This is a genomic window from Cognataquiflexum aquatile, assembly GCF_003316845.1.
GTDB classification, from domain to species: Bacteria; Bacteroidota; Bacteroidia; order Cytophagales; family Cyclobacteriaceae; genus Cognataquiflexum; species Cognataquiflexum aquatile.
Genome location: NZ_QMIK01000002.1, coordinates 379931 through 406403 on the forward strand (window position 1 = coordinate 379931; position 26473 = coordinate 406403).

Annotated in this window: 24 protein-coding genes; 6 read left to right on the forward strand and 18 right to left on the reverse strand. The window is 41.6% G+C overall.

What is annotated here, in order from left to right; all coding sequences use genetic code 11:
* Window positions 1-18: 18 nt before the first annotated feature.
* The 5 genes from atpB to DQW11_RS08165 are packed head-to-tail and all read right to left on the reverse strand — an operon-like array spanning window position 19 to window position 2996.
* Entirely contained in the window at window positions 19-1044 is a 1026-nt protein-coding gene (atpB, locus tag DQW11_RS08145) for a F0F1 ATP synthase subunit A (protein WP_113923556.1), read from the reverse strand.
* An 18-nt stretch (window positions 1045-1062) separates the two neighbouring features.
* On the reverse strand, window positions 1063-1449 hold the full coding sequence (locus DQW11_RS08150) for a hypothetical protein (protein WP_113923557.1): 387 nt from the start codon (window positions 1447-1449) through the stop codon (window positions 1063-1065).
* A gap of 23 nt (window positions 1450-1472) precedes the next feature.
* Window positions 1473-1733 carry an AtpZ/AtpI family protein gene (locus tag DQW11_RS08155; protein ID WP_113923558.1) on the reverse strand — a complete coding sequence of 87 codons (261 nt, stop codon included), beginning with the start codon at window positions 1731-1733 and terminating at the stop codon, window positions 1473-1475.
* Window positions 1693-2121, reverse strand: a complete 429-nt coding sequence (locus DQW11_RS08160; RefSeq protein WP_113923559.1) for a bactofilin family protein — start codon at window positions 2119-2121, stop codon at window positions 1693-1695. Before DQW11_RS08160 ends, DQW11_RS08155 begins: the two co-directional genes overlap by 41 nt.
* A 2-nt stretch (window positions 2122-2123) precedes the next feature.
* Window positions 2124-2996 carry a M23 family metallopeptidase gene (locus DQW11_RS08165; RefSeq protein ID WP_113923560.1) on the reverse strand — a complete coding sequence of 291 codons (873 nt, stop codon included), beginning with the start codon at window positions 2994-2996 and terminating at the stop codon, window positions 2124-2126.
* Window positions 2997-3103: 107 nt separating this feature from the next.
* Between DQW11_RS08165 and porW the strand changes: the two genes are divergently transcribed.
* The 3 genes from porW (at window position 3104) to uvrC (ending at window position 10435) form a co-directional block, all read left to right on the forward strand.
* Window positions 3104-5737: a type IX secretion system periplasmic lipoprotein PorW/SprE gene (porW, locus tag DQW11_RS08170; protein WP_113923561.1), complete on the forward strand. Its 2634-nt coding sequence runs from the start codon at window positions 3104-3106 to the stop codon at window positions 5735-5737.
* A gap of 186 nt (window positions 5738-5923) precedes the next feature.
* Window positions 5924-8197, forward strand: a complete 2274-nt coding sequence (locus tag DQW11_RS08175) for a penicillin-binding protein 1A (RefSeq protein WP_113923562.1) — start codon at window positions 5924-5926, stop codon at window positions 8195-8197.
* 405 nt (window positions 8198-8602) lie between these two features.
* Window positions 8603-10435, forward strand: a complete 1833-nt coding sequence (uvrC, locus tag DQW11_RS08180) for an excinuclease ABC subunit UvrC (protein ID WP_113923563.1) — start codon at window positions 8603-8605, stop codon at window positions 10433-10435.
* A 14-nt stretch (window positions 10436-10449) separates the two neighbouring features.
* Here the strand turns inward: uvrC and DQW11_RS08185 are convergent, their stop codons facing one another.
* The 11 genes from DQW11_RS08185 to DQW11_RS08245 all read right to left on the reverse strand — a co-directional run bounded on the left by DQW11_RS08185 (window position 10450) and on the right by DQW11_RS08245 (window position 20258).
* Window positions 10450-10632, reverse strand: a complete 183-nt coding sequence (locus DQW11_RS08185; protein WP_113923564.1) for a hypothetical protein — start codon at window positions 10630-10632, stop codon at window positions 10450-10452.
* 396 nt (window positions 10633-11028) lie between these two features.
* Entirely contained in the window at window positions 11029-11715 is a 687-nt protein-coding gene (locus DQW11_RS08195; protein WP_113923565.1) for a phospholipase D family protein, read from the reverse strand.
* A gap of 171 nt (window positions 11716-11886) precedes the next feature.
* A complete protein-coding gene (locus tag DQW11_RS08200) occupies window positions 11887-13494 on the reverse strand; it encodes an Eco57I restriction-modification methylase domain-containing protein (protein ID WP_113923566.1) in 1608 nt (535 codons plus the stop codon).
* Window positions 13491-13814 carry a helix-turn-helix domain-containing protein gene (locus DQW11_RS08205; RefSeq protein ID WP_113923567.1) on the reverse strand — a complete coding sequence of 108 codons (324 nt, stop codon included), beginning with the start codon at window positions 13812-13814 and terminating at the stop codon, window positions 13491-13493. Before DQW11_RS08205 ends, DQW11_RS08200 begins: the two co-directional genes overlap by 4 nt.
* Before the next feature lie 76 nt (window positions 13815-13890).
* Complete coding sequence (locus DQW11_RS08210; protein WP_113923568.1) at window positions 13891-15063, reverse strand: phospholipase D-like domain-containing protein; 1173 nt, start codon at window positions 15061-15063, stop codon at window positions 13891-13893.
* A 154-nt stretch (window positions 15064-15217) separates the two neighbouring features.
* Window positions 15218-15742 (reverse strand): GNAT family N-acetyltransferase, encoded by a 525-nt coding sequence (locus DQW11_RS08215; RefSeq protein WP_113923569.1) that lies wholly within the window; start codon window positions 15740-15742, stop codon window positions 15218-15220.
* Window positions 15743-15746: 4 nt separating this feature from the next.
* Window positions 15747-16070: a DMT family transporter gene (locus DQW11_RS08220; protein ID WP_113923719.1), complete on the reverse strand. Its 324-nt coding sequence runs from the start codon at window positions 16068-16070 to the stop codon at window positions 15747-15749.
* A 234-nt stretch (window positions 16071-16304) separates the two neighbouring features.
* Complete coding sequence (locus tag DQW11_RS08225; RefSeq protein WP_157966071.1) at window positions 16305-16922, reverse strand: hypothetical protein; 618 nt, start codon at window positions 16920-16922, stop codon at window positions 16305-16307.
* 21 nt (window positions 16923-16943) lie between these two features.
* Window positions 16944-17354 (reverse strand): hypothetical protein, encoded by a 411-nt coding sequence (locus tag DQW11_RS08230; RefSeq protein WP_113923571.1) that lies wholly within the window; start codon window positions 17352-17354, stop codon window positions 16944-16946.
* A 388-nt stretch (window positions 17355-17742) separates the two neighbouring features.
* Complete coding sequence (locus DQW11_RS08240; protein ID WP_113923573.1) at window positions 17743-18504, reverse strand: SDR family NAD(P)-dependent oxidoreductase; 762 nt, start codon at window positions 18502-18504, stop codon at window positions 17743-17745.
* Window positions 18505-18875: 371 nt separating this feature from the next.
* The gene (locus DQW11_RS08245; protein ID WP_113923574.1) at window positions 18876-20258 is read right to left on the reverse strand and encodes an NAD-dependent succinate-semialdehyde dehydrogenase; all 1383 of its coding nucleotides are present in this window, start codon (window positions 20256-20258) and stop codon (window positions 18876-18878) included.
* Window positions 20259-20650: 392 nt separating this feature from the next.
* Here DQW11_RS08245 and DQW11_RS22565 point away from each other — a divergent pair, with 392 nt between their 5' ends.
* Together DQW11_RS22565 and DQW11_RS22240 are read left to right on the forward strand one after the other, a co-directional pair.
* Window positions 20651-20878, forward strand: coding sequence for a hypothetical protein (locus DQW11_RS22565; RefSeq protein ID WP_157966072.1), 228 nt, complete (start codon window positions 20651-20653; stop codon window positions 20876-20878).
* A gap of 229 nt (window positions 20879-21107) precedes the next feature.
* Window positions 21108-21248, forward strand: a complete 141-nt coding sequence (locus tag DQW11_RS22240) for a hypothetical protein (RefSeq protein ID WP_157966073.1) — start codon at window positions 21108-21110, stop codon at window positions 21246-21248.
* A 547-nt stretch (window positions 21249-21795) separates the two neighbouring features.
* Here the strand turns inward: DQW11_RS22240 and DQW11_RS08260 are convergent.
* Window positions 21796-23628: a phosphoenolpyruvate carboxykinase (GTP) gene (locus DQW11_RS08260; protein ID WP_113923577.1), complete on the reverse strand. Its 1833-nt coding sequence runs from the start codon at window positions 23626-23628 to the stop codon at window positions 21796-21798.
* A gap of 422 nt (window positions 23629-24050) precedes the next feature.
* Between DQW11_RS08260 and DQW11_RS08265 the strand changes: the two genes are divergently transcribed.
* Complete coding sequence (locus DQW11_RS08265) at window positions 24051-25115, forward strand: hypothetical protein (RefSeq protein WP_113923578.1); 1065 nt, start codon at window positions 24051-24053, stop codon at window positions 25113-25115.
* Window positions 25116-25289: 174 nt separating this feature from the next.
* On the opposite strand, the gene solA is transcribed toward DQW11_RS08265, so the two are convergent.
* On the reverse strand, window positions 25290-26456 hold the full coding sequence (gene solA / locus DQW11_RS08270; protein WP_113923579.1) for an N-methyl-L-tryptophan oxidase: 1167 nt from the start codon (window positions 26454-26456) through the stop codon (window positions 25290-25292).
* Window positions 26457-26473: the final 17 nt, after the last annotated feature.

The window sequence follows — 26473 nt, forward strand, 5'->3', positions numbered from 1 at the left end:
GAACAAAGTAATTACTGATTAATGGTGGTCATGTTCTGCCACTGCCAAGCCAATGTACATGGCTGAAAACAGAGTAAACACATAAGCCTGAATGGTTGCTACCAGGATTTCAATAAAATTGATAAACACAACCATTATGGTACTGGCTACGCCTACTGCCAAAGACTCAAATACAAATATCAAGGCAATGAAACTCAAGATCACAATGTGACCTGCTGTAATTGCCACAAACAATCGGACCATCAAGGCAAATGGCTTGGTGAACAGACCGATTATTTCGACAGGGACAATGATCAACAACAATGGAACAGGTACTCCCGGAGTAGCAAATACGTGCTTCCAATAATCTTTATTTCCATTGACATTGGTAATGATAAAAGTAAATATGGCAAGAGTAAATGTCAGTGCGATATTTCCCGTAAAATTGGCTGCTTCAGGGAAGAGACCAAGGATGTTGCCGACCCAAATGAAGAAAAACAGGGTCAATAAGTATGGCGTGAACTTCAGGTATTTTTTGTGACCGATGTTGGGCAGGGCGATTTCGTCTCTGACAAATATGACAATAGGTTCGATAAATGAGGCGATACCTTTGGGTGCTGCCCCGGGATTTTTCCTGTAGAATTTTGCTGAATTGAGCATCAAGAAAAGCAATACTGCAATCACAATAAACATCATGGTGACATTCTTGGTGATCGAAAAATCATAAAAAGTCCTTGAAGGGTCAGCCGCAGAAAGCTTGTAATTCTCATCTATAAAATATCCGCCGACACCATAATCTTTTCCGAATTTGTGGGTTTCGTGGTTCTGAAAATCCGAAGATAAAAAGAACTCCAAACCCTGATCTGGTGAATAAATAATGACCGGTAAAGGAAGGGTTACATGTGTATGGCCCACCGTAGCAAAATGCCACTCATAGTTGTCCATAACGTGCGGTAGGATAAATCCAGTCTTGCTCTCTCCGTCTCCGGCTGCCTGAACTGAATTTGAAAAACCTAGCCAAAATATTGACAATAAAATACTTAGGCAAAGAAATTTACGGGCCATCAAATGATTTTTTAGTACCTACTTTGAATTTGGGCGCAAATTAGCTAGAAGCGTGTAGATATCAAACAATAAGTAAAAGAAATAAATGATAAAGAAATTGATCACAAACAGAATTAAATTCTCAACTCTTAAGAACAACATGATGGCAACGAAACCTGTACTTGCCAAAAACCGAATGCCTATTGCCCCCAACAAGATATTCACAGAATTTTCTTTGCTGATTTCTAGCAGATAATGGGTAAACATTCCGGTGAGCCAAGTCAATAAAACGAAAAACGAAAGGATCGTCCACAAACTTTCATGGACCCATTCGGGCTTAATATATTCCTGCAGGAGGTAAAATATCCCTCCTATCAGCAGGGAAAACAGGAACAGTTTGATGGTTAGAATTTTGATGGCCTTCATGGGATCCGAATGAGCGCGCAAAGCTAATTATTTTTACGGTTTCCCGCGGATTTGTCATCGTTTTTGAGATTGACATACAGGTGGTAAAAAGAAATCACAACCGAAAGCAGGCAAAAAAGTAAAATCCAGACAGGAAATTTCATGCTGCTTTTTTGCTGCAAGTACCATCCAAACCACGTCCCTGCCCCGATGATGACAAAAAGTTGAAATGAAAGGCCTATATATTTGAGATAGGTAGGCGGATCAGACGGACTGTAACTGTTTTTGGGGTTTGTCTTCGGCATCTGAGTTTTTGGATACGACCATTCCTTTGGCCATCATCTGACATTTGCCATTGAAAACCGCACCGTTTTCCACGATTAGTTTTTGGGTGGTGATATTGCCATTGATTATTGCTGTCTTTGTAAGGTAAAGGGTACCTGAGATAAACACTTCACCGTCTATTTTTCCGGAGATTTCTGCTTCAGGGGCAGTGATGTTTCCTTTGATCAAAGCAGAATCACCCACCACGATTTTGGTCTTTGATTCCACCAACCCTTCGAGTTGACCTTCAATCCGGATATTTCCAGCCGCAGAGATATCTCCCGTGATTTTTGTTTCTCTGGAAATAACATTGGTAGAACTGACCATGTCGGCTAGCGATTTTTTTTCTTCTGTCTTGTTATTGAACATAGCTAATCAAAAGTGATGAATTCCTGAGGATTAAGTGGTGTGCCTTTGTACCATAATTCAAAATGAAGATGCTGCCCGGTGGTGAGTTCTCCGGTATTGCCTATGATGGAAATGATCTCGCCGGCACGGACGAGGTCTCCTACTTTCTTCAATATTACCGAATTATGTTTATAAATTGAAATCAATTCATTGGAATGTTGGATGCTGATGATGTATCCGGTATCCAAGGTCCAGGAAGCCAAAATGACTGTTCCATCGGCAATAGCCTTGACAGGTTCATTTTCTTTTGCAACAATATCCACCCCAAAGTGGTCTTCTTTGGGAGCGAAAACGGCCGTCAATACACCTTTGATCGGGGTAAAAAAGAAGGTCTCTGCAAATGAACCGGTGGATATCCCGATAGGATTGGAAGTTTCCAAATTCGAATTACTAAACTCATCGAGGATGCTTAAAGTCGCCTCGCTCGGTTCAAACACAGTGTTGACCGATGAATCCTGTTTGGGATTGGATTGATCCATTTCGGTCATGCCATTTGGATCAATGCCTTCATTTCCGCTGATGATTCCTTGGATGTTGGCCAGGTAGGCATCTTTTTGGCTGACAGCCAGAGATAATGAATCGACAATATCAGACAGCATAAGGATCTTGGCGGTGTTTTCGGTTTCCATATATACAGGATCAAACCACTGCCTCAAAATAGTCCTCGTCAACACCAGAGAAATAAAAAATATCACCGAAAGAGAAAGAACCCCAAGAATGATGGCCCGCGAAAATGACACATTGAACGATCCCACCACAGAAAAATCGTGTTTTTTTCTGATCACAATGAGGTATTTTTCCGTCAGCCAGTTTCTTATTTTTATCCTGATATTCAATATTTCTTCCGTTGGGTTGTTGACGTAAAAATATAATATTATTCTTAAGCGTTAATTAATTTACATCATTTCAAGTAATTTGGGCGTTCTAAGCCTTTGGCCTACCCATGAATAGAATCATTTTCCTTCTTTTGTTTCTTTGCTCTATGGTGCTGCTATCCTGTTCTTCGGAGAGGAATACCTTTACCAATAGACTTTTTCACAATACAACAGCAAAATACAATGCATATTACTATGCCAACGAAAAAATCCAGGAATTAGAGACTGCTATCGCCACTAACCACCGGGAGGATTTCAGTCAGGTACTTCCTGTATTTTACACCATTGACAGCGCCTTTATTGATTCCAATGAAGAACTTTTGGGGGAGGTCAGGTCATTTGCTTCCAAGGCGGTGGATTGGCACAGAATCTCCAAATGGGTCGGGCCAAGTTATTTCCTGATCGGGATGGCGGATTATTATGAAGCAAAGTTTGACGATGCAAGCAATACCTTTAAATACCTCAATGTCAACGGCAAGAAAAAGGACATCCGCCACCGAAGCCTGATCCAACTGATGCGGCTTTTTACCGACTTGGATAATTTTGATGATGCCGCTTATGTCATTGACTTCCTTTCCAAAGAATCCGGAATCAGCTCAGAAAACAAATTTTTGCTCTATAAAACCCTTGCATATTATTACCATAAAAGGGGCGAACTGAATGGCAAAATCGGTGCCCTCGACAAGTCCCTCAGCCATACCAAAGACAAAAAAGAGAAATCCCGAATCAATTTCATCCTAGGACAGCTATACCAAAGGGAAGGAATCGACGCCTTGGCCTATGACTATTACCTGAAATCCGTGAAGGGCAATCCTCCTTATGAAAGGGCGTTCTTTGCGCAGCTGTATGCACAGCAGGTAGCAGAACTGAATCAGACCAAGGACATTGATAAAGTAAGAAACTACTTTGACGGATTGTATAAAGACAGCAAAAACAAAGACCTGAAAGATGTCATCCTCTTCGAAAAGGCAAACTTTGAACTTAAGCAGGGAGATATCGAAGCGGCAGAGAAGCTTTTGATCAGGGCAGCCAAGGAAGAAAGCCAAAATCCTATCCAAAAAGGCTATATCTACGAAAAACTCGCCATGATCAATTTTGATAAGAAAAATGATTTCAGGGCAGCAAAGTTTTATCTTGACAGTGCCTTGGCCAATTTCCGGCCGACAGATCCGTTGTACAGGGATATTTCTGATAGAAAAAAAATCCTGGACAATTACGTTCTCCACTATGATATCGTCACGAAAAATGACAGCCTTCTGTTGCTTGCCGACCTGAGTTTGGAAGCCCAAACCCTGATCGCAGAGAATTTCATCAAACAGGAAGAAGAGCGCTTGCTGAGTGAGGCAGCTGCCAAAGATGACAAAAAACCTTCCGGCATTTTTGACAACCTGTTGGCCTTTGGGGGAAGAGGAGGAAGCGGGGAATCTTTCTATTTTGATAATTCCCTTGCCATACAGCAAGGGTCGATTGACTTTAACAGAAATTGGGGCAACAGGCCACTGCAGGATAATTGGAGGAGAACAAGCCAAAACTTCCAGACTTCTTCTACACGACCTGAGGAGGTGACCACCACCCCTACTGATACGACCGCCACTGAAGAAAATCCGATATTGTCGGGAATCCCTACCACTGAAGAGCTGCTTTCAAAAATCCCAAGCAATCCCGAACAGATCAAAGAAATGAAATTGGATTTGGAACGGTCTTACTTTGAGTTGGGAAAAATTCTGTTTTTTGACCTCAAAAATCCGGCAATCAGCATCGAAAACCTCGAAAGCCTGATTACCAAGTATCCCAATACCATTAAAAAACCCGAGGCTTATTATATCCTTTACCTTGCCAATAAGGAAACCGGAGGCAATACCGATATATTTGCGCAGCGGCTCAACAGGGAATTTCCGGATTCACCGTTTACCATGTCGGTCAATAATCCCGACCAAGCCTCAGGCAATGTCGCTTTCCTCGAAACTTCCCGAAATTACAAAACGGCCTACGAATTGTATCATAAGGATCAGTATGGTGAAGCAAAAGCCCTGATAAGGTCCACCCTCGAGGCACATCCGCTGACAGCCAATACTGACCGACTTCTCCTTTTGGACATCATGGTCACGGGCAAAACTGAAGACGTCTCAAGGTATCAGGAAAGGCTTGAAAATTATATTCAGACCACCGAGGATGAAGGGCTTGTAGAAATGGCAAGGAATATGCTCGGTGCATTTAAGGTAGATGAAGAAGTGGCAGAAGCCGAAACCACCGAACAAACTGAAACTGAAGTGAAAGAAGAAACCGTCGCGGAAGAAGGTGTGGCTGAAGAAGAGGAAGCAGAAGCTGAATCACCTTACAAAAATAATCCTAACCAAACCCATATATTTGTGATCGTACTAGGCGCGGATAAGTCAGGCGAATCCAAAAACCTCCTCGCAGATTTGGAAGGTTTTCACAATGAAAACTTCAAAGGATCAAGACTGCGGACCGGAAACATGAACTTAAGCAGAGAAAATACGATTTTCATTGTCAGTCCATTTATCTCGGCCCAAAAAGGAATCGAATACCGCGAAATATTCATGGAAGGATTCAAGAATGAATCATTGACTGATGAAGACAAAGCCAACTGTTTTCTGATTTCGATCGAAAACTTCCAAGAACTGAACAAAAGGAAAAATCTGGACGAGTACAGAAATTTCTACAAGAATTCATATTATTAAAGATGGATATACGCTTCTTTGCCTGTTGACCTATATTCTTCTTCAGTCGGGACGGAAGACCGAAGTCGGAAGACCGATGCACCGGGCATTTAAGTCTGCAGACAAGAATTAAAATGGATAACCAATCTATTGGCAAAATTGAATACATACATTTTATTTAAAACAGTACCAAATACCTGAACATAGATGACCCAAAAAATAATTAAATATATCTGGATGGTTTTTGCAGCGGGACTCTTGGGTTTCGTTTTGTTTGTCTGGGCCGTAAGCGGAAATTTCCTCGGACTCTTCGGCGATTTGCCTGATTTCAAAGAACTCGAAAATCCCCAAAGTGAAATCGCCTCAGAATTGTATTCCTCAGATGGGGTTTTGCTCGGAAGTTATGCCCGTGAAAATAGGATTCCCGTAACCTACAATGAGCTCTCAAAAAACCTGGTGAATGCCCTTATTGCTACGGAAGATATACGTTTTAATGACCATTCGGGTATTGATTTTCTAAGTATGGGAAGGGTATTATTTAAATCCATTATCCTGCAACAAGGTGCAGGTGGTGGAAGTACACTCAGTCAGCAAACTGCAAAAAACCTTTTCAAAACCAGAAACACTGAATTGGGAATCCTCACTCGTATTCCTGGGCTACGCATGTTAATTATTAAAACCAAAGAATGGATCGTTGCCGCTAAGTTGGAGAAGTCTTACACCAAAGAGGAAATCCTAACTTTGTACCTCAATACATCTGAATTTGGTAGTAATGCATTTGGTATTAGAACTGCTTCCAAAACTTTTTTTAACAAGGAACCTATCGATCTCAATATACAGGAATCCGCGACCTTGGCTGGTTTATTCAAAGCTCCTTCTTATTACAGTCCTGTTTTCAATCCTGATAATTCTTTGAGAAGAAGAAATACCGTGTTGGGTCAAATGGAAAAGTATGATTACCTCACAGAGGCTGAATTTGATTCCATTTCCAAACTTCCGATTGAATTGGATTACAAGGTTGGCAATCAAAACCAAGGATTGGCAACCTACTTCAGAGAAGTGATCAAGGCCGACCTGATCAAGTGGACAAAGGAAAACCTCAAATCAGACGGGACTCCTTATGACCTGTTTGGTGACGGGTTGAGGATCTATACAACCATTGATAGCCGCATGCAGCAGTATGCCGAAGAATCTGTCGATGAGCACATGCGCGAGTTGCAAAAGAAATTTGTGAAGGAAATGGGTACCCGCGCCCCTTGGATAGACAGCAACGGACAGGTCATTCCTGACTTCCTCGAGACTGCGGTCAAGCGGACGGATGCTTACAGAAATTTGGAAAAAAGGTACGGTGCCGGCGCTGATTCCATTGACATCAAGTTGTATGAGAAAAAGAAGATGAGGATATTCTCATGGGAAAAAGGCGAAATCGATACCCTCATGAGTACCATGGATTCGATGAGTCATTACAAAAAACACCTGCAGACAGGCTTCGTCTCTATGGATCCGCACACCGGCCATATCAAAGCTTGGGTGGGTGGTATCAACCACAAATACTTCAAGTTTGACCATGTCAAGCAAAGTAAAAGACAACCGGGCTCGACTTTCAAGGCCTTCGTCTATGCTGCTGCCATCGAAAATGGCTATAGCCCGTGCTATACTGTCATCGACCAACCGGTAGAAATCAATACACCGGGACAGCCTACCTGGAGTCCAAGCAATGCGGACGGAAAGTTCTCTTATGAAAAGATGACGATCCGTCTTGCGATGGCACAGTCCATCAACTCCATCACTGCCTTTATGATGAAAAAACTCGGTCCAAAAGTGGTAGTCGAAACTGCCCACCGATTGGGGATCACCTCTGATTTGGAAGAAGTCCCCGCCCTTTCCTTGGGTACTTCCGATGTGTCGGTCTATGAAATGGTCGGCGCCATGGGCACTTTTGTCAACAAAGGAGAGCACATCGTTCCTTTCTACATAGATAGGATCGAGGACAAAAACGGAAACTTGTTACAGCAATTTACCCCGAAGAAAAAACCTGCCATGAGCGAAGAACACGCTTATCTGATGGTATACATGCTTCGTGGAGGTTTTGAAGAATCAAGAGGGACCTCACAGGGCGTATCCTGGACACTGCGGGATGAGGGCAATCAGTTGGCAGGTAAAACCGGTACTACCCAAAATGCCTCTGACGGTTGGTACATCGGAATGAGCAAAGACCTCGTGTCCGGAGCGTGGGTTGGTGGAGATGACAGGGCGATCCACTTCAGAAGTTGGGTAAGTGGTCAGGGCAGTCAGACGGCTAGGCCGATTTGGGTCAAGTACATGGCCAAAGTCTACGCCGATCAGACCTTAGGCTATACCAAAGGACCTTTCCCAAGACCGGAAAGACCACTGAGCATTGAGATTGATTGTGACAAATACGAATTGGAAAACAGCCGGTTTACCGACTTTGATTACGACCAAAAGAAGAATGACTTCTAAAAAAGTCGACAGACGACAGTCAACAGTCCATAGCTGAAAGTCCACAGTCCACAGTCGACAGTCCATAGCAGGCTTAAATGAACTTCAAGCATATAACCAATGGTAAAGCGGTTTATGCATGTTCTCTTTAAATTGGTTGGTTTAGAAATGTTCGACTCCGAAGGAGTCGCATATTTATAGACAAACGGATGTTTATAAACATACAACCCCAAAGGGGTTGAAATATTGAGTTTTGTATTTTGGAAATACATAAGCATTGAATTGGAAAAAAATAGTGATTGAAAATCCTTTGCAGTGGCTATGGACTGTCGACCGTGGACTATGGACAATTAAAACTGTAAAGAAAACCAAAACCAAGACCTCAAGACAGCCTTTCACAGGGCTGTTTTTTTTATATTTGCACCCATGCAGGCATCCTCCTACCTCGTTGAAGACTACCATTCCCTTCCGGATCTGCCGGGAGTGTACAAGTATTTCAATGCCGAAAATGAACTCATCTATGTGGGTAAAGCCAAGAGCCTGAAGAAAAGAGTGGCTAGCTATTTTGTCAAAACCCTCGGCATCAATTACAAAACCAAAAGGATGGTCAAGGAGATCCGAAAGATCGAAATCACCATTGTGGACACAGAGTTTGATGCCCTGCTGCTGGAAAATAACCTGATCAAAAAGATCCAGCCCAAGTACAACATCATGCTCAAGGATGACAAGACGTATCCTTACCTCTTGCTGACCAATGAACCTTTTCCCCGCTTATTTCCCACCCGGAGAATGATCACCGGAAGGGGAACGTACTTCGGACCTTTTGCCAGTGTAAAGGGGATGAACAATGTCCTCGAACTTATCCGAAGCATCTTTACCATCCGTACCTGCCGCCTCGACCTGAGTCCAGGCAAGATCAAAGAGAAGAAGTACAAAGTCTGCCTCGAGTACCATATCGGCAATTGCCTTGGGCCCTGTGAAGGACTGCAAGTGGAATCCGAATACATGAAGGAGATCGAACAGGCCAAGCATATCCTCAAGGGAAATCTGGGAGTGCCCAAGATCCACTTCAAAAAGAAAATGCAGGAAGCTGCCGAAAGTTTGGCTTTTGAAAGGGCGCACTATTTCAAAAACAAACTCGAACTTCTCGAAAAATACCAAGCCAAATCCATGGTGGCCAATCCCGCCATCCATGACCTCGACGTCTTTGGGATAGAGTCGGATGAAAAATCTGCCTACGTCAACTTCCTCAAAATCAAAAACGGCGCCGTCATCCTCACCAAAACCGTCGAGCTCAAAAAGAAACTGGATGAAACCGACGGAGAACTGCTTCTGACGGCCATCATCCGCCTCCGGGATCAATTCAACTCCGAGTCGCTGGAAATCATCGCCAATATTCCCCTCGAAGAGGAATTTGAAGGACTGAACTTTGCCGTCCCCAAAATCGGGGACAAAAAGAAACTCGTAGAACTCTCCCTCAAAAACGCCAAGTACTACAAAAAGGAAAAGCTGCTTGCCTCCGGTGAAGTACAGGACAAAAAGAACCGCGTGCTCCGGCAGCTGCAATCCGACCTTTCTCTCAAAGAACTGCCCATCCACATCGAGTGCTTTGACAACTCCAACATCCAAGGCACCAATCCCGTGGCGAGCATGGTCTGCTTTATTAACGGCAAGCCCGCCAACAAAGAATACCGACACTTCCATATCAAGACCGTCACCGGTGCAAACGACTTTGCGAGCATGAAGGAAATCGTGGGCAGAAGGTATGAGCGCATTCTCGAGGAGGCAAAACCCCTTCCCAACCTTATCGTCGTCGATGGGGGAAAGGGACAACTGTCTTCCGCCGTGGAGGCGATGAAGGAACTCGGGATCTATGGTCAGGTGCCGATCATCGGGATTGCCAAAAGGCTGGAGGAAATCTACTTTCCCGAAGACAACTACCCGCTGCATATCGACAAAAAATCCGAATCCCTTCGGCTGATCCAAAAGATCCGGGACGAAGCACACCGCTTTGCGATCACCTTTCACCGTCAGGTCCGCAGCAAAAACGCCTTCAACACCAAGCTGACCGACATCGAAGGCATAGGAGAAAACACCGCCAACAAACTACTGAAGCACTTCCGCTCCTTCAAAAAAATCCAGGAAGCCAATATTGATGCCCTTGCCGAAGTCGTCGGCAAAGACAAAGCAGAGAAGGTTTATTTGGCAGTGAGGCAGGAGGGGGATCAGAAAGATCAGGAAGGGGAAAGTTCTGTTTAGGAGGTTAAGATACTTTATTCGAAACCAGGGTTTTCTGCTTTTTCAATTCTCGATTCTCTGATTTCTTTAATGATTTCATCGGAATCCTTGTTGTCTTCCCATGCTCCAAAAAGTGTAAAAAGGTCCACCTTCTCTTCTTTTGCTTCAAGAGATTCTGTCAATTTTATGATCAACTTTTTCTTGGAAAGATTATGCATACCCTTCAATGGACAGAGATATTTTTCCAAAGTCTTGTTATTTACAGTAAGGTTTGGATTAAGCACTTCAATGTAATAAAACAGGAAACCCGGCTCTGTATAAAAAGACAGTTATGAGCAGGGCTTTATTGTTGTTTGTTTTTTGCGTCTCTTGAAGTATTCCAAAATCTCTTCTTTCGTCATTTTAGATAACTTCTTGCTCAATTCGTCTCTCTGTTGACGCATAAATTTTACAGCGTCAAATGTTTTTTCAGTCGTCTTCATATTTTTCAAATTCCCTAGGTGAACGAATCTCTAATTGTTTGTAACCGTTTTTAATATTGATTGAATTATAACCCTTTATTCTTTCAATGTTTACGATATGTTTGAAGTTCCAACTTACTAAAAAGTCTACCCTTATTTTAACTTTTTAAAAAGTTCATCAAACCTTGACTTCCCAATATTAGCATTCCTCAATATTGCTGTATTGTCCTGATATAATTCATTTTTTTGAAAATTTCCAATTTTTCTAGCCTCATTGCAAAATTCAATATATCCTTCATTTTCAAAACTCGATTTTCTGTATTTTCCTGTAATATCTCTTAATTTATAAAAAAGCTTCCCAACGGTATAATCCATTTCAGGCTCCAGATATTTTAATAAATCATCATGTTTTTCAGACAATTTTGACATAACTATGATTTCTTCAATAACTCTTTGATAATTATTCTTGTCAATCTTTTTATCTATCCTAATTCCAATCTCATAATTATTGATTTGAGAGTATTCATAAAAATTCATGGAAGTAATAAGGCATTGCTTATCGTTTAGATAAATCTTCGCATGTAAGTTTTCCAGACCAATTAAATGAACGTTTGAAAACGATGAAATCCAATCTCTTTCATTTTTCAACAACTCATTTTTTCTATATATAAAAAAACAACTGTCTAATTGAGTGAATTTTTGGGATAGTTTAGCTTTTAGCCGATCCGTAATTTTTAAATAGGGAGAAACAAAAATTAGGTATCTGTAAGATTCATCTATCATTTTTTCCAATTCATTTGATATCTGAATCGTATTTAAAATAGTATTTTCTTTATTCATAAAGCAGAGAAGGTCAATTTAGCGGTGAGGTGGACGGAAGAGGAAAATAAAGAGTATTAAAGTTAAATCTAATTTTTCTCGGTAGGTTACCCAACAAAAGAAGTGGTTTGTAAATAACATAGAAACCTGATCCTTAATTTTCTATTTCAATCAGGTAAATAATTTAAAATGTCACTTCCCTCTATTTAGCCTCCTGTAAGATAGTTTTTTCCAAATGGAGTGTGCTAATTCTACTTCCCTTTCTGTCAAACCGAAATTGTTTTTAAGAATTACCTCATTGGTTATTTTTAAAACTTCCTCTATATCTACTTTATTTCGTATAAGGGCATCAATTTGAGGAAGTAGTTTAGCATTTTCTATATGGTATGGAAGTAAAATGCTTTCAGCTTCATTTGGCATTAACTCTAAAACCCCGCCTCCATGGCTTCTTCCGCTAACCTCTGAAAAAGCTAAAGAAAGTGAATTGTAATAGCTTGCTGTTAGAGCATTAATGTCTGTATTCGGACGAAGAAAAACCCGGTGCATTGTATCAGTAGTAAATGCTTTTGCACTGTTTATTATCAACCTAGGATAAAGATTGTTTCTTCGAATGAATAGAGCATCAGAAATTTTCAGTGAAGGAACAACAAACCAGTCCTCTCTAATTCTGGTTTTGTAGGCTTTGTGAATATCCAAGTTTTCACCATATTCAATATATTTTATTGCTCCGTTTTCTGGATTTAATTCTTTACTTTTTGGTAAAACAAGAAGATGTGCACGAGACTTTGAGAATTTATTTTTGAGCCAATCTTCAGCAGTAAATATTACACTATTCACCTGTACACTTCGTCCCACCATTGGTCTAGCGTAATCTTGTAACCCATATTCTTCAACAGTCGAAAGTGGTACGGTGAAAAACTCATTAGAACCTGTAGTAATTCCTACCTCAACTTTTGCATATTTTTCAAGCCTATGAATTTTTCGATGCTTACCAATATTTTCAAGAAAATCTATTTCCTCTTGCTCTAAAAAATAGAAGGTCCATTTGTTGCTTTTAAAATCAATTTTCTTTTTTGGGCTCTTTAATCTAGACACATCAAGCTTTTGTAATTCACTTGCATCCTTCAACTCAATATGTTCAATATTATGTTCTTTTGAATTATTTTTTTCACAAAGTAACAAAACGACCTCTTGCTGAATATCTGGGAAAACGAGTTTTTCGAATGATATTATATTGATCTTATTATAAAACTGTGCAATAAATGTCCGCAATTGCTTCGCAAAAGAAACCTGTAAAATCTCTGCTGGAAGTACAAACCCAATCTTCCCAGTTTCTTTTAGAAGAAGAGAGGAGCCAACAACAAATGAAACCCAAGCATTTGTAAGCTTGGAGTACTTCAAACCTGCTTTAATGAATATGTCATTGGCCTCAATCTGTTGTTGTCGGTCAAAAAATTGGTATCGAATATACGGGGGGTTTCCAACAATTAAATCAAAACGTTGCAATGTGCTATTACAATATGTGTGAAAGTCTGCACAAAATACCTTCTTGTTTTCCAAAATTATGCTATCAGCCTTGTCGGCTTCTTGTTCGTCGAATTCAACTGCAGTTACCGATTTGTATTTTAGTTTTTGTTTTTGAAGTTGTTTTAAAAAGATTCCATCACCACAACTTGGTTCTAAAATATCAAAGTCAATGCTTCCATTTATTCCCCATTGCAAAATGAATTCTGCTATTGGTTCAGGAGTATAAAAGCCTCCTCTTAGTTTTTCCGGAGAAGCTTCGGTAATTAGTTTCATTGGGTTGCAGTTTTTTGGTTAATTATGTATTTCACTTTTTCTTCTGCCACCTTAAGAATTTCAGTTGACAAATCTTCTTCGTCCATGACTTGGTAAACTACCGTATCGCTTAAAAATGAAATCATTAAATCTTTTTCACTCACTTTGAAATAACTGGCAAATTTTTCAATGTGTTGTTTTGTTGGTTTTCGATTATTTTTCTCAATCTTCCCAAGCATCGAAGTGTCAATTTGCAATGCTTCTGCAACTTCGCGCAATGGAAGACCTCTTTCCTCTCGAAGTTTCTTTACTGTTTCACCGAAGGTTTTTTCTAATTTCATTTTGGACTACTTCAGTCCAAAGATAGTAATGTTATTCAAACCCTCAAAAAAATTTGAGAGCCAGTTTTAAAAAAAATTACTTTATTTCTATGGTAAATTCACCTTTTCGGGTATTCTTAAAAAGGTTAGCATTTTTTCCGATGTATTCCTCTTTTGCAATGATTTTCTTAGCCTCTCCCCAGCTTATTGAGGTAACCGAATTTTTTTGTACATATGAAACAGTATCAGTTCTTGGATTGTGTGTTATTTTTAATTCAAAGTCTCCAAAATCTATATCATCTATTATTAACTTGAATAAGGCAGTTGCTCTTTCGAGATGTGAATCTTTCTCCCATTCTAGATCCGAAAAAACTTCATCTCTGAAATAATGTCTTTGGTCAATTTCTTTAGTTTTTCCCTTTTTGAAATTCATTGAACCTGTAGGGTTGGTATTTGAGCCTTTTGGGATATTTAAATCTCTTTCTGTAAGTGGGCCGCTAGTCCATAATAATCTACTCTTAGTACTTTTGATTTCAAATTGGTTAAAAGTTTCTTTTCCAAACATTTTTTGAAACTTAGAAATACTTCCTCTGAATTCAGGAGGGATTTTTGAGATAATTCTTTTAGGAAAAATTCGAGAAAGTAATTCATCTCTTTTTTCTTTTTCTCCAATTTCCAATTTGTCTTGAGTGGCCATTCTTTCTATTTCAGTTGGAACAACTTTAGCATTTACCAAAGCTTCAATTATTTCGGGAGTTATTGCCTGAAGATTGGGATCTGAATAATCAAATATGCCACCGAAATATTCCTTAAGCTGCTTTACAATTTCTTTATCTGAATCAATAGTGTTATCCAAACTAATAAGTAATGAAAATTCGACATTTGTAAATAACCCTTGTAATGTTAGATTTGAAGATCCAATAATTAGTTCAGATTTCTTATCCCCCTCAAAAAGATAAATTTTTGGATGGAAAATTGTTATTGAAGGTTGGTAGAAAACAAAAGTTAAAATATCTAAAGATAATAGTTCTTCCAAAGCCTCCTTCGTGGTTCCTTTTTGGTCCACACCTGTTATAATTGTTATATTTTCAAGGTGCGTTTTTGCTTTCAAAATATATTGAGATAATCCATTTATAGCAGCTTTGCTTGTAAATGCTGAAATTGCTGTAAATGCCCGATATTCCTCACTAGAAAAAAACTTAATTAATTGGTTACCTACTGAAAATTCGGATTCTTTCTCAAAACCTTGGCCTAAAAGTGTGATTTTCATTTCTTTTCCTTCAATTAAAGATTAATAAATGTATAATTAAACAAGGTCAACATTAATTAAAAATATTTTAAATTTTTTTCAATCACCTAAACATACTCTCTTTTCATTATTTATCCAATCCTCCCCTTTCACTATTTATAGGAGTATCTATTCCCTACCCATTCATCTTCAGCTTCATCATGATATCGGTCTGGGCGTCGTTGCCCAAGACGAAGATATGCCTGTCAAACTCCACAAAGCCGTTTTTCTTATAGAATTGGATGGCTCTTGGGTTATGTTCCCATACGCCTAGCCACACGTAGTCTGCACGCTGCTTTTTGGCGATTTGGATGGCTTTGTCGTAGAGCATCTGCCCTACCTGTTGCCCATGGAATTCCTTCAGGACATAGATCCTCTCGATTTCGAGGGATTTGTCGTCCTTTAACTCCGTCTGAGAGGGACCAAAATTCACTTTCAGGTAACCGATGACCTTTTCGCCCAAACAGGCAAAATAGAATTCTGAATGCCTGTCATGGAGTTCGGTGCTCAGCTTCTCAGTAGAAAACCCTTCCGCCAAATAGGTGGTCATGTTTTCCTCGCTGTTGGATGCAACAAATGTTTCAAGAAAAGTCTGCCTGCCGATCTGCTGCAATTGGGCGAGGTCTTCGGGGTTTACCCTTTTGAGGATGATGTTTTCCATGTTTTTAGGAGACTGCTTTTAATCCGATGATTGAACCGATCAAGGTGGAAATGAACAGGAGCCGTAGAAATGTCGCAGGTTCTTTGAATACCAAAATGCCTATGAGCACCGTCCCGACTGCGCCGATTCCTGTCCATACGGCATAGGCTGTCCCGATCGGCAAGGTTTGGGTGGCCTTGACCAAAAGTCCCATGCTGATGCCAAGGGTAATCAGAAAACCCGCGTACCAAAAATACATGTCGTTTCCGGTAGGCACTTTCGCCTTTCCCAGACAGAAAGGAAAAGCCACTTCAAACAGTCCTGCGATAATCAATATGATCCAGTTCATGGGGTTTGTGGGATTGGGAGGTTGGAAAAGATTGAATTTAGGGTTTTGGAAGATTGGGTTTTTGATTTTGGTAAATATTATCAAAATCTCCTCTTTTAGATAGCTCTCTGTGGTATGGGAGTACAATAAAAAAAACCGTACTTTCAAAAAGTACGGTTTGGGAATTCTTCCAACACAGATCGGAAAAATGATTGCTTCCTTACCTATTTTATGTTGGGATGGACAGGGGATAATTTAGCGGAACAGCCCAAATTTCAATCCCATATAGCCTGTCAATCCCGAAATATCTGACTGATTGAAGTTGCGGTACTCCATCTGTCCCACAAACCGGTAACCGGCCCCGACATTCAACCGGACGTTTTTGTGGAGGTTGACTTCCAATAAGGCCGAGGGTTCGACCTGAAAGAAATTGGCTTCGCCAAGACCTGCATTGCCGTTTTCATTGTCCATTTCCACTTCACCATATCCGATGTAAAGGGGAAAAGTCACATGGACTATGTTATTGGACAATAGGGTGTATTCCGCAAATCCACCGACTGACCAATAATCCATATACACATTGGGGACGGTTTCGCTTTGCGGCCGGATATCATTTATGGAAGTATTGAAATACGCGCCAAAAGCAATATTGTCCTTTAGGCTTACACCGCCTCTCAGGTTGAAAAGTGAGGCACTGCCTCCGTCCATTTGGGTAAAGCCAAAAGACGGTGCTACAAAAAAGCCCAAATCTTTTGTATCAATTGAGCCATTCCCAAGGAGAGTTTTGGCTTCGCCCTCTTCTTGGGCCATCAGATTGCTTAGGGATAGTGTCAGGCAAAGAACAATTAGTGTGGTATAGAGGAGTATTTTCATGTTATTGGATGTTGGGTTTTTTTACTGTTGTTGGAATACGAGTTTGTCGCCGCTGTCTTCAAATCTGATGGTATTCCCACTTTGGGAGATAAAATACCAATCATCGCTGAGTTCGTACAGCTCGGAATTTTCCGGAAAATCCATCCTTAATTCTACCCGGCCATCATCCCTGAAAACAAGAAAGGTGCCGTTGATGGAGGTTCCTGTTTTGGAAGCGGTCACCGAACCATCTGAGTTGAACAAAAAAGTAAAAGGGCTGAAAATTGCTGTTTTGTCCCTTCCTTCTTCGACAAACTCCGTTATAATCAATCCATCAGGCAAGGTGAGTGAAGCGGTGATGGATTCGGTAGAATTCTGAGGACTGAGGTTGTCCTCATTTTCACAGGCAGTAAGCGCAAACAAAATGCAAAATGCGATTAGGATTCTAGTCATTTTTCCGATCTTATTTAGGTTTAGTCCAAATAACGATAAGAGTATTTATGGGTTGGGTTTTTTGAATTATTTTTTTCTTTTTCCGTAAAAAAGCCCCTTCTGACTGCTTTTAGAAGTATTAATCCGAATGAAACCATCCCCAAGCCGTTGGCATGCTTTGTCTTTTACCTAATTTTTGACAATACCCGAAATGGATTTTCATTGTTCAAAAAGACTTCAGAAAAAGGGGTGGGCACTACGACATATTCCGGAATAAGAAAAAAAAGATGTTTCAATACCTTCCGAAGGTCCGCGTCATACTTCGGAAGGTGGCCACATATTTCCCTTAATACTAAGGGATTTCAAAAAATAGACTTTGAATCAAAAAAGGGGAAAACGCTATTAATTTTTACTGAACATTGATACCACCATCAATTACCTGTGTCGTACCTGTGATAAACTGACTGTCGTCGCTTGCCAAAAACAAGACGAGTTTTGCGATTTCGATGGGTTTGGCATACCGGCCAAGGGGAATGGTCAGCTCGAGTTGCTTCTTGACTGCGGCACCCTTACCCGGGGAAAATCCTTCTTCGAGCGAGCGCATCATGCGGTTGTCGACCGGGGAAGGATGTACACTGTTGACTCGGATTTTTCTGGGAGCAGCCTCTACCGATGTCGCCCGCATGATGCCTACTCCGGCATGTTTGCTGATGATATAGGCACTGACATTGGGACTTCCGAGCAAGCCTGCCACCGAGGAGGTGATGATGATGCTGCCGCCGTCATTCATGTGGGGCAAGACGTATTTATTTCCTAACCACACACCCCGCACATTGACGGCAATGACTTTGTCAAACATTTCTTCCGGGTAGTCAATGATCGGTTTTACCGTTCCCTCAATTCCTGCATTGTTAAAAAACACATCGATTTTCCCAAAGGCTTTTACTGCTGAGTCCACGTACCTTTTGACATCCGCAGATTTAGTCACATCCGCCACGCAATACTGCACGGCTTTTCCACCCAATTCTTTCACCGCTTTTTTGAGAGGCTCTTCCTCCAAATCTACCAACAGAACCTTTGCCCCTTCTTCAAAAAACAACTTGGCAGTAGTCATGCCGATACTTCCTGCACCACCGGTAATGATGGCAATCTTGTTCTCTAATTTTTTCATCTCAAATTGCTTAAATTAAAATCAGTATGTTTTTTCACTTCCTGTTGCTTAAAACCTAAATGCGGCAAAAGCAATGTCAGTTTTATTTTCTTTCGTCCACGGACGACAGTCCACTGTCCACCGAATCGCTAATCGTTCCCCAATCATTATTTGTTTGGCTACAGGCAAAGAAGCGTTTACATATGTTGTATTTATGTTAGCAATGATGCCAGTGAAAACTTTAATTCAAAGTAATTCAATGATGGAGACTGACATGTCCGGTACATCCCTGCCCGGCGGCAGGCGGGGGTCTTCCGACTTCGGTCTTCCGTCACGCCTGAAGTAGATAATTCCATTACTGGCCCGGAAGTGCATATCTATTCTTTTATGTGTTAAAATGGATCATTGAGCTCACTTACACGGATAAGCTTCTTATTGACAAATTCATGGATTCCCAGCTCGGAGAGTTCACGGCCAAATCCTGAACGCTTGGTTCCGCCAAAAGGAAGGTCAGCCTGTGTCCAGGTAGGGTGGTTGATAAATACCATTCCGACATCGATCTGATCGGCGATCCGCTTTCCGCGCTCGATATCTTGGGTAAAAACAGATGCCCCCAAACCAAAATCAGAATCGTTGGCAAGGGCGATCGCAGCCTCTTCGTCTTTCACCACATAGAAGGAAGCCACCGGGCCAAATAATTCTTCATGATAGGCATCGATACCGGGTTTCAGGTCGGTGAGAATCGTAGGTTCCATAAAGGCACCTTCACGGTCTGCCCGTTTTCCTCCCAACAGAACTTTTGCTCCTTGGTCAACGGAGCGTTTTACCTGATCTGCCAATTGCACAGCGGCTTCTTCACTGCTCAAAGGGCCCAATTCTGTCTCGGGATCCATCGGATCACCCACTTTCATTTTTGATAGCGCGTCCTTAAATTTTTGGATAAATGTGTCTGCAATTGCTTCCAACGCAATGAAACGCTTAGAGGCGACACAACACTGACCGTTGTTATTCATCCGGCCGACAACAGCCCATTCGACGGTTTTATCCATATCTGCATCCTCTAGGATTATAAAGACATCGTTGCCGCCAAGCTCCAAGACAACCTTTTTCAAATATTTCCCGGCTTCTATCGCAATACTTGCACCGGCCTCTTCGCTTCCTGTCAGGGAAACTCCTTTGATTCTTTTGTCGGAAACAAGTGCAGATGCACGCTTACCTGAGATAAACAGATTGGTGTACAATCCCGCAGGCGCTTCAGCTTCTGTAAAAAGTTCCTCAATAGCGGCGGCACATTGTGGTACGATGGAGGCGTGCTTGAGTAGAATAGTATTGCCGACCATTATATTGGGAGCGACAAAACGGGCTACCTGATAGAACGGGAAATTCCAGGGCATTACACCCAACAAAACCCCAATAGGACTATTGCGGATAAGGGCCGTTCCATATTCAGGATCGAGAATTTTATCTGCAAGAAATTCCTCTCCATGATTTGCGTAATAATCAAAAATATCAGCACTCAGGTCGATTTCACCTTCGGCCTGCGCCAGGATTTTTCCCATTTCCAGTGTGATGGTTTGAGCGAGTTCTGATTTTTTGACCCGCATGAGGGTGGCGACTTTGTGTAGCAAATCAGCCCGATTCTGGTAACTTGTTTCTTTCCAGTGGGTATAAGCTTCCTGTGCATTGGCTACTTTTCCTTCCACTGCCGTCTCTGTCATTTCTTTGAATGACTTTACTGTTTTATTTGTAAAAGGATTGGTTGTTTGAATGGCCATATTGGTTTGTCTTTAATTTAATCGGATAAGGATCTCTTCCTTACCTGTGTCGAAAGCACTTCCGGGGGTATGCTTCCATTCCAAAATCCGAAATAGAGGAATCAGAAATGTCAGTAGACCTAAAAGAAAGCTTTGATGATGATGTGTCGCCCCAGCTCAAAGTGTTAGGCTATGGTTGGCATTTGTTGCGTTATTTGCTCAAAAAATTGTCTCGAGGAGAATGATTGGCCTCCTTATTTCGAAGTTTTCAAACCAAAAAAAAGAGAGCATCAATAGTCCTCCCTCTTCCGGCTTAATTGGGATCAGGCTTTTGCAGAATCCATTTGTTCACAGATCTCTGCGCATTTTTTACAGGCTTCTGCACACGCTTTACAGCTATCATGGTGTGCGGCATGTTTTTCACATTCTGCGGCACAGGCCCTGCAGATTTCTGCACACAAGGCGTGAAGTCCCGATCCGTAGGCGGAGCCTCTTGCATCAAACCTTGCACACAATGCGCAGATGTCGGCACAGTCTCGGCATATCGAAATACAGTCCAGATTGCTTTCTTTGATACAATCGGTGATGCATTTTTCGCAGGTCACCACACAGGCCAAACACGCATCAATGCAGCTTTTTAAATTTTCCATTTGATTGTGATTTATATGATGTAAGAATTTTTACAATCCTAAAGGTGACCATCTTTGAAAGAGGAGGCATTACGGATTTCCGAAAACATGTTATGTCAATCCCACATTATTGGACCGGAGTTATTCAACTTTCGGCCTACTTTGACTAGAATCTTTAAGGTTTTTTGGTTCAATACTATTTTCCAATTAAAAGCCAAGTACACACCAAATAGGAATATGGATGGATTATACGGGAGTCGTTTTGGCTGAAAAATTCCAAAAAGAAAGTGCCGGTATTAAAAATGGAGGAGAAAGATTTATTGCTTCAAAAAAAGCTACCAATGGTAAGAACAGAACAAATGCCCAACAGCAATACACTTGACTTTGTCAAAAAGTGAGTCTTCTTATTTTTTACCATAAATAGGATTCCAACAATCAGAAATACTATTTGGGCAAGTAAAAAGGGGATAGTGAGGATTTCCTTAAAAACACCGATCACCGTATTTTCCACCTGGAAAAAATGAATTGCATAAATCAATAAAAAATAGGTTACAATAAGGAAATTGGCAATAATTAATTTCCTTTCAGTTAGTGTTTGGCCCATTCCCGTCTGACATTTATTACAGTGATTAGAAACGTTTGTTGATTGTCTAATTTACTTAAACTTAGCCTCTTTTTGCCAAATAGGCAATCCATCTTTTAGAGCAATTTCAAAAGTATTTGGAAAAAAAAATCAGACCTTAGAAATCTTATCCTAAATAAAAAAATCCCTGTAAGATCGCTCTCACAGGGATTTTTCAATTTAAAAGGATCTTGATATTCCCTTTGTTTCCAGTTGGTTCAAAAACCAATTTTAACGTCAATTGAGGGATAAATATCTATCAATATCCAATATCAATGAATATCAATTTTTAAGCATTTTCAAAGGCTTAATGATCTCCTCTTTCAGACGCAAGGTCAACTTTCTCCGGCGATCTCCAAAGTGCCGACAGCAACAATTCCCTCATAAAGAAAAACTCTTTCGGGACTTTGTCATAGGCTTTTTCGAACAGTTCACTGTGGCCAAGCAATTCAGTCTTCCAAGGCTCCGGCTCGATCATCATGATCTTGTCAAAATCCTCTTTGCTGAAATCATGCATGCCTTCCCAGTCCATGTCTTTGTACCTAGGTCTCCAGCCAATCGGACATTCGACAGCAGAAATCCTTCCCTTGCAACGGCCGATGATCCACTTGAGCACACGCATGTTGTCACCGAATCCCGGCCAGATGAAGTTGCCTTCCTCGTCTTTTCTAAACCAATTGACACCAAAGATTCTTGGGGCGTTTTGCAGGTCCCTGCCAAACTGTAGCCAATGGTTGAAATAGTCTCCCATGTGGTAGCCCATAAATGGCAGCATCGCAAATGGATCCCTTCTGACTTTTCCTACTTCGCCAAAAGCTGCCGCGGTAGTCTCCGAACCCATTGTTGCAGCCATGTAGACACCAAAATTCCAGTTGAAAGCCTGGTATACCAAAGGCACCGTGGAGCTTCTTCTTCCTCCAAAAACGAATGCTGTGATGGGCACTCCCTCGGCATTGTTCCACTCAGGATCTATTGCAGGATTTTGGTTTGCAGGAGCGGTAAATCTTGAATTGGGATGCGCTGCAGGTTTTCCGCTTGCTTTGTCATAAGGTTTTCCGTGCCAGTCAGTAAGACCTTCAGGCACTTCTTTGGTCATGCCTTCCCACCATACATCCCCGTCAGCGGTGACGGCGACATTGGTAAAAATCGTATTTGCCCGGATGCTTTCCATGGCATTGGGGTTGGTCTTGTAGTTGGTTCCGGGAGCTACTCCAAAATATCCTGCTTCGGGATTGATGGCGTGTAGCCTTCCGTTTTCTCCTTTGTGAACCCATGCAATGTCATCCCCGATGGTGGTGATGCGCCATCCTTCCATTTCTTTGGGAGGGATCATCATCGCAAAGTTGGTCTTGCCGCAGGCGCTTGGAAACGCTGCTGCGATATAGCTTTTTTCCTTTTGGGGGCTTTCCACGCCAAGAATCAACATGTGCTCAGCGAGCCATCCTTCTTCTCTTCCCATGGTGGAGGCGATTCTGAGTGCAAAGCATTTCTTACCCAAAAGGGCATTTCCGCCATAGCCACTACCGTAGGAGATGATCAGTCTTTCTTCAGGGAAATGCGAAATGTATTTGACAGTGGGGTTACATGGCCACTTGACGTCCTTTTGGCCCGGCTCCAAAGGAGCACCAAGCGTATGGATACATTTAACAAAATGCTCATCAATGTATTTCAGGATAGGTGCTCCCATCCTGGTCATGATTCTCATGTTGACGACCACGTATTCGCTGTCTGTAATCTGAACACCGTATCTGGAAAGGTGCGAACCCACAGGACCCATGCAAAAAGGAATGACATACATCGTCCGGCCTTTCATACTTCCTGCCGTAAGACCGTTCAAAATCTCCTTCATTTCTGATGGATTCATCCAATTGTTGGTCGGTCCGGCATCTTCTTTTCTTCTGCTGCAGATAAAAGTTTTGTCTTCCACCCTGGCGACATCGCTCGGGTCTGAAAAACATGCAAAACTATTCGGTCTCTTTTCCTGATTGAGTTTGATAAAAGTTCCTTTGTCCACCATTTTTTGGCAGAGTGAATCATATTCTTGTTCAGAACCATCGCACCAATGGATATTATCAGGGCCGAAGTGGCTTGTCAAGGAATCCACCCAGTCCTTTAATTCAGTTTTGATTTGTGTCAGCATAGTTTCTTAATTTAAGCAGATTGTTTTTTTAAGTTGAAATTTGGGTTTAAAAGTCAATTGAATATTTTTTTTGAAGAAAACCAGTGGTAATCAATCCAAAAAGTCTATTTCTTTCTTTATTCCAGAATTATGTTTTTTTTGATTAGATTTTAACGGATTTCCACAACCCTAAATTATTCATTTCTGGGCGAAAAACACCCTAAAGGAAGGTGATTAAAATTTGAACAAAATATGATATATATCATTTTCAGGTAATTATGAATAGTATCTCCGAATGGATGCTTTCCGGTTTGTGGAGGATTTCCGGAGTCAGTGAGGATAATTGGCTATATGTTTCCAATAATCCAAAGTCTTTTCTTTGAAATTCCAGGCATTGTCAATTCTTTAATAACCGCATTTTCTAACTCATAAACAGTAAAGCCATGGGCAAACATTCATTTGTACTAAGTCTTGTTTTTTATGCAGGGCTGTTGCTGCTCAATTATCCCAAGCCCAATTTGGGAGGAGACGGCGCCATGGGTTACGGACTTGGATTGGCTTTTCTGGGATTTGGCTTTGCTTTGAGCAGTATTGGTCTGTTTGTTGGCTTGGCACGCGTTGGGCTATTTGGATATTTCGTTCCGGATCCTTTTTGGAGAAATCTTTTGGCAGTAATACTCTGCGTCGCATTTGTAATTACTGTGTTTTTTTCAGCCGCACTAAAATGGGACAATATCACCGAGGCAGTGAGTTTTTCCCCTTGGCTAGCCAACATGAATTCCCTGATTTGGTTTCCTTTGTTGATTTTCATTCCCTCGTTTCTGGTGCTTTTTTTGGGGAAAGAGCTAAGTTTTGCACCAGTCAGAATCTTTTTCTCCATAGGATTTTTGTTCAGTCTTGTCTTTACGATCGGCATGTTGATTGATTGGCTTGTCTACCAAAGTAAGCAGCAAAAAGAAATGATTTCCCAAATCCAGACACAGGACAAAGAACAATATGAAACTTACATGAGGGAAATTGAGGGTTTGGATTCTACCCAAAGTATCCTTGGGATTTTGGCGCTCACGGGAAGGTATCACGATGCGGAGGTCAGGGAGGCGGCAGTGGCTAAAATCAAATCAAGGCCTGATTGGGAAAGTGAATTGATCGGGATCCTGGTGTCTGAGTACAATTACCATTATGCCTATGATTTTTTGGATGGCAACATGGTGGACCATCCGGCTTTGTTTACCGAGCCGGTCCGCCTCAGTATCCTGCAGATGGCCGCTGATATCCGTTCGGCAATACCCGATTCAAACAACCTTCAGGAATGGTCATTTGATCATTTTGGGATTGAAAGGTTACTCCGTGTGGTTGACGGGCAACTTGCGGGACAGGGTATGGATTTTTATCCTGCGATTCTCGAAGTCAGAGAAGCCTTGGACACAACACCTCCTGAGCGATTCAAGGGAGTCAAGTATTCAGTTATTCCTGTCTTGGATAAGTGGTTGAAAGATAATCCGCGGTAAGGGTGTTTTCAGTTTTGAAATAGTAGGTTGAGGAAAAAAGTGTTCAGTGTCCAGTTTACAGTGAGCAGAAATAGAAATTCATTTCTGGTTACATCGGTCTTCCGACTTCGGTCTTCCGTCATGACTGAAGCAGAATTTAGGGTCACTGGCAAAGAAGCAGATATCCTATAATTTTTAATACTCCCTCCACCCAAAAACCTCCAAATCAAACCTAGGCTTTTTCCCAAGGATTTTATCAGCAATACCTTCTCCAAGTCCGGCGGAGTGTTTGAACCCATGACCGCTGCAGGCAGACGCCACCAAAACCTCCGGGAAATCAGGCAATTCACCCACCACAAAATACGAATCGGAAGTAACGGTATAGATGCAGACTTTGGATTGGACCACCTTTTTTTCGATGTGGTTAAATCGGTTGCCAATTTTATTTTGGATAAAATCCTCACATTCTTTTTCTGAAACATCCCTCAAAATCGTGTCGGGATGGTTTCTTTCTACAAATGATTCCGATGCGACTTTGATTGTAGCGCCATCCAAAGAAGGAAAACCATAGATAAAATCTTCCGGACCCGAATCATAGCCCCACATGAAGATGGGGGTTTTTCCCAGTTCAAATGCTTTTCCTTTTTTGGGAATCCAATGCAGGATCTGTCTGCAGATTTTGAATTGGGTCTTGACAAAGGAAGGCAGGAAATCCTTGACCCACGGACCTGCGCTGATCACCGCCTGAGCTGCTTCAAAGGTTCCTTGGTTGGTTTGGATCTGCACACCTCCACTCGAAATAGGCGAGATACCCAATACTTTTGTATGGGTTTTGATGACTGCGTCATTTTGTGCGGCAAGTTGGAGTTGGGTCGAAATCGCCAACTCCGGTCTGAGAAATCCTGCACTCGGCTCGTAATAGACTTTGCCGCTCTCTTCCAAATTGAATTCCGAAAACCGCTTTCGGAGTTCTTGGGCATCAAAAATCTCGTAGAGAATGTTTCCCTCTTGGGCGAATTTCACTGTCCTTTCGAAAAACCCTTCCGAGCCATGCTTCGCCCAACTTTGGATTCCGGAGTCAAAAAGCAAACCGCCTGTGGTCGTCATGATGGTAGTCCCGGTTTGGGACTCCAGTTCTTTCCAGATTTCATGGGACCTCTTGACAATGGGCACAAAATCCATTCCTTCACCCACTGCAAGTCTGGTAATCCTTGTTTCCCCATGGGAAGAACCCATGGTATGTGGAGGGGAGAATTGGTCGATGCCAAGAATCCTTTTTCCTGACTTGCTCAGTTGCCAAAGGGTCGATGAGCCCAAAGCGCCAAGGCCTATCACTGCCACATCATACGTATTTCTTTCCATGAGGATTGGATGGATTT

Coding starts and splice junctions, on each gene's coding strand:
- atpB (WP_113923556.1), bottom strand. CDS start 1,044: ATGGCCCGTAAATTTCTTTGCCTAAGTATTTTATTGTCAATATTTTGG.
- DQW11_RS08150 (WP_113923557.1), bottom strand. CDS start 1,449: ATGAAGGCCATCAAAATTCTAACCATCAAACTGTTCCTGTTTTCCCTG.
- DQW11_RS08155 (WP_113923558.1), bottom strand. CDS start 1,733: ATGCCGAAGACAAACCCCAAAAACAGTTACAGTCCGTCTGATCCGCCT.
- DQW11_RS08160 (WP_113923559.1), bottom strand. CDS start 2,121: ATGTTCAATAACAAGACAGAAGAAAAAAAATCGCTAGCCGACATGGTC.
- porW (WP_113923561.1), top strand. CDS start 3,104: ATGAATAGAATCATTTTCCTTCTTTTGTTTCTTTGCTCTATGGTGCTG.
- DQW11_RS08175 (WP_113923562.1), top strand. CDS start 5,924: ATGACCCAAAAAATAATTAAATATATCTGGATGGTTTTTGCAGCGGGA.
- uvrC (WP_113923563.1), top strand. CDS start 8,603: ATGCAGGCATCCTCCTACCTCGTTGAAGACTACCATTCCCTTCCGGAT.
- DQW11_RS08185 (WP_113923564.1), bottom strand. CDS start 10,632: ATGCATAATCTTTCCAAGAAAAAGTTGATCATAAAATTGACAGAATCT.
- DQW11_RS08195 (WP_113923565.1), bottom strand. CDS start 11,715: ATGAATAAAGAAAATACTATTTTAAATACGATTCAGATATCAAATGAA.
- DQW11_RS08200 (WP_113923566.1), bottom strand. CDS start 13,494: ATGAAACTAATTACCGAAGCTTCTCCGGAAAAACTAAGAGGAGGCTTT.
- DQW11_RS08205 (WP_113923567.1), bottom strand. CDS start 13,814: ATGAAATTAGAAAAAACCTTCGGTGAAACAGTAAAGAAACTTCGAGAG.
- DQW11_RS08210 (WP_113923568.1), bottom strand. CDS start 15,063: ATGAAAATCACACTTTTAGGCCAAGGTTTTGAGAAAGAATCCGAATTT.
- DQW11_RS08215 (WP_113923569.1), bottom strand. CDS start 15,742: ATGGAAAACATCATCCTCAAAAGGGTAAACCCCGAAGACCTCGCCCAA.
- DQW11_RS08220 (WP_113923719.1), bottom strand. CDS start 16,070: ATGAACTGGATCATATTGATTATCGCAGGACTGTTTGAAGTGGCTTTT.
- DQW11_RS08225 (WP_157966071.1), bottom strand. CDS start 16,922: ATGAAAATACTCCTCTATACCACACTAATTGTTCTTTGCCTGACACTA.
- DQW11_RS08230 (WP_113923571.1), bottom strand. CDS start 17,354: ATGACTAGAATCCTAATCGCATTTTGCATTTTGTTTGCGCTTACTGCC.
- DQW11_RS08240 (WP_113923573.1), bottom strand. CDS start 18,504: ATGAAAAAATTAGAGAACAAGATTGCCATCATTACCGGTGGTGCAGGA.
- DQW11_RS08245 (WP_113923574.1), bottom strand. CDS start 20,258: ATGGCCATTCAAACAACCAATCCTTTTACAAATAAAACAGTAAAGTCA.
- DQW11_RS22565 (WP_157966072.1), top strand. CDS start 20,651: ATGTTTTTCACATTCTGCGGCACAGGCCCTGCAGATTTCTGCACACAA.
- DQW11_RS22240 (WP_157966073.1), top strand. CDS start 21,108: ATGGATTATACGGGAGTCGTTTTGGCTGAAAAATTCCAAAAAGAAAGT.
- DQW11_RS08260 (WP_113923577.1), bottom strand. CDS start 23,628: ATGCTGACACAAATCAAAACTGAATTAAAGGACTGGGTGGATTCCTTG.
- DQW11_RS08265 (WP_113923578.1), top strand. CDS start 24,051: ATGGGCAAACATTCATTTGTACTAAGTCTTGTTTTTTATGCAGGGCTG.
- solA (WP_113923579.1), bottom strand. CDS start 26,456: ATGGAAAGAAATACGTATGATGTGGCAGTGATAGGCCTTGGCGCTTTG.